Genomic DNA, 2,474 nt, shown 5'->3' on the forward strand with positions numbered 1-2,474 from the left:
CTGTAGAAGAGGAAGGAATGCTTGGTGACGCGCGCCGCGACACCAGCATTGCGCAGGGTTTCCGCTAGATTGACGACCGACACCAGCGAGGTGTCCTTGAGCAGGCTGAGCCAGCAATTCTCCAGACCCGGGAAGGCGATGCGCAGCAGCTGCGGCAGGATCACCAGGCGCATCGTCTGCCATTTCGAAAGGCCAATGGCGTAGCCGCCCTCATACTGGCCCTTGGGAATGGCGCGAAAGGCGGAGAGAAAGACTTCGCTGGCGTAGGAGGAGAAGATCAGCGCCAGCACGATCATGCCGGCAATGAAGCTGTTCACGTCGATTGTCGCCCCGGGCTCGAACAGGCGGACGACATATTGCAGCAGCAGCGGCATGCCGAAGAAGAACAGGAACAGCGTCACCAGCTCGGGCAGGCCGCGAAAAACAGTGGTGTAGATGTTGGCCGCGAGCCGGAGCGCGGGCTCTTCGTGTTGCTTGGCGAAGGCGACGAAGAACCCGATCGCCAGGCCTATCGGCAATGTCGCAAGTGCAAGCGCGACCGTGACCAGCACACCAGACGCAATGTCGTCACTCCAGCCATCCGGTCCCCAACTGAGAAGTGTCCAAATGCTTTGGGCTGGCATTGGCGGGGCGTGTCTCCGTGGCGATCCCGGAATGGAGGCAGGGCGGCGAGGTGATCCTCACCGCCCTGAGCGCAAATGATCAGGATTCGGCGCCGTAGACGTCGAACTTGAAGTACTTGTCGTTGATTTCCTTGTACTTTCCATTCTTGCGGATAGCATCGATCGCGGAATTCAGCTTGTTGACCAGGTCGGTCTCGCCCTTGCGCACGGCAATGCCGGCGCCCGGTCCGAAGATCTCGACCGGCTGCGGCGAGGGCTGGCCGAGGATCTTGCAGCAGGCCCCGTCGGGCGAATCCAGCCACTGCTGCAGCACGACGATGTCGTCCTCGATAGCGTCGAGACGGCCATTGGCGAGGTCGGCCTGTTCCTCGGGGCTGCTCGGATAGCCCTTGATCGTGCTGTCGGTGTAGGTCTTCGAGGCATAGTTGAAGTGGGTCGTCGTGGTGGCGACGCCGATCGTCTTGCCGGCGAGGTCCTCCTTGGTGACGCCCTTGAGCGGCGAATCCTTCGGCACGGCGATCGCCGACGGCGTATTGTAGTATTTGTGGGTGAAGTCGACCTTTTCCTGGCGCTCTGGCGTGATCGACATGGAAGCGACGATGGCGTCGAACTTGCCGGCCTGGAGCGCCGGGATGATGCCGTCCCAATCCTGCGCGACGAAGGTGCACTTCACCTTCATTTCGTCGCAGAGGGCCTTGGCTATGTCGATGTCGAAGCCGACCAGCTGGCCGTCCGAGGTCAGGTTGTTGAAGGGCGGGTACGCGCCTTCGGTGCCGATCCTCAGGGTCTTTTCCTGAGCCTGGGCAACGCCAAGTGTCAGCAGCGCGGCCGAAGCGGCAAGCGCGATACGCAGTGCAATACGCATGATAATCCTCTCATATTGTCATGGCCGCTGTCCCGTGCGGCTCTTGTGGGCGAAGCCTTTTTGACCGCCCGCTGCGCGGGATACTCCCACTCTTTGCAAGAAAAAAGCAACTGCAAAAACAACAGCAAACGGCAACCGCCGTGTGCCGCTGCGTTACTTGCCTGGACTGACGAGACCGATCGCGCGCTCGACAAAATCGGCTATCGATTTCGTATCGTCGAGGTTGAAGACCGGCAGCTTTTCGCCTTCGACCGGAAAGTCGGCGGCGACAGCCACGATGTTCGGGTCGTTGATCGAAAGCGGCGTCCGGTCCTTGGCCTCCAGCCGTCTCGCTTCGATCTTTTGGTGCGCTTCGCGCTTGTAGCCTTCGACCAGCACGATGTCCGAGGGCGCCAGCCGCGCCAGGATGTCATCCAGCGTCGGCTCGTCCTCGTTGCGCAGTTCGTGCATCAATGCCCAGCGCCGGCCGGAGACGACCGCGACCTCCATCGCTCCGGCCTGGCGGTGGCGGAAACTGTCTGTGCCGGGCTTGTCGATGTCGAAGTCATGATGGGCATGCTTGACCGTCGAGACCGTCCAGCCGCGCCGAACCAGTTCGGCGACCAGCTTCACGGTCAGGGTCGTCTTGCCGGAGTTCTTCCAGCCGGTGATGCCGAACACGGGTCTCATGGCTCAAGGCTTTGCAACAGACGCTCGGCCTCCGCAAGATCGTCGGGCGTGTTGATGTTGAAGAACGGGTCGATCCGCTCGCCTCCGGCTTCGAGCATCGGAAACTCCACCTCGACAAAACCATGCCGCTCCACGAAGGCCGAGACCCGGCGATTGTCCTCCTCAACCAGGAAATGGCGCAGGGCATCGCGCAGGCCGAGCGGCCAGAGCGCGAAGGTCGGGTGCCACCTGCCGTCGGAACTGGCGACCGCGATCGCGCCCGGCCGTGCCCGAGCGGCAACGGCCAATCGCTCGACGAGATCGCCAGGGAAGAACGG

At 62.1% G+C, this 2,474-nt stretch carries 4 protein-coding genes; all 4 read right to left on the bottom strand.

The genetic code is table 11. The annotated features are described in order from the left end of the window. A partial coding sequence (locus tag EOA60_RS28600; RefSeq protein ID WP_164899612.1) for an ABC transporter permease occupies positions 1 to 623 on the bottom strand: 623 nt, incomplete at its 3' end. A gap of 79 nt (positions 624 to 702) precedes the next feature. Further along, a complete protein-coding gene (locus EOA60_RS28605) occupies positions 703 to 1,488 on the bottom strand; it encodes an ABC transporter substrate-binding protein (protein ID WP_066992755.1) in 786 nt (261 codons plus the stop codon). A 153-nt stretch (positions 1,489 to 1,641) separates the two neighbouring features. Next, positions 1,642 to 2,157 carry a molybdopterin-guanine dinucleotide biosynthesis protein B gene (gene mobB / locus EOA60_RS28610; RefSeq protein ID WP_095825394.1) on the bottom strand — a complete coding sequence of 172 codons (516 nt, stop codon included), beginning with the start codon at positions 2,155 to 2,157 and terminating at the stop codon, positions 1,642 to 1,644. Further along, the coding region (locus tag EOA60_RS28615; RefSeq protein WP_164899613.1) for an NTP transferase domain-containing protein at positions 2,154 to 2,474 on the bottom strand (321 nt) is incomplete at its 5' end. The genes EOA60_RS28615 and mobB, both read right to left, overlap by 4 nt.

Origin of the sequence: Mesorhizobium sp. M1A.F.Ca.IN.020.06.1.1 (assembly GCF_004023265.1) — a bacterium.
Classification (GTDB): domain Bacteria; phylum Pseudomonadota; class Alphaproteobacteria; order Rhizobiales; family Rhizobiaceae; genus Mesorhizobium.

Bases quoted from the DNA above. Each gene is read 5' to 3' on its own strand.
- EOA60_RS28605 (WP_066992755.1), bottom strand. From the start codon at position 1,488: ATGCGTATTGCACTGCGTATCGCGCTTGCCGCTTCGGCCGCGCTGCTG.
- mobB (WP_095825394.1), bottom strand. From the start codon at position 2,157: ATGAGACCCGTGTTCGGCATCACCGGCTGGAAGAACTCCGGCAAGACG.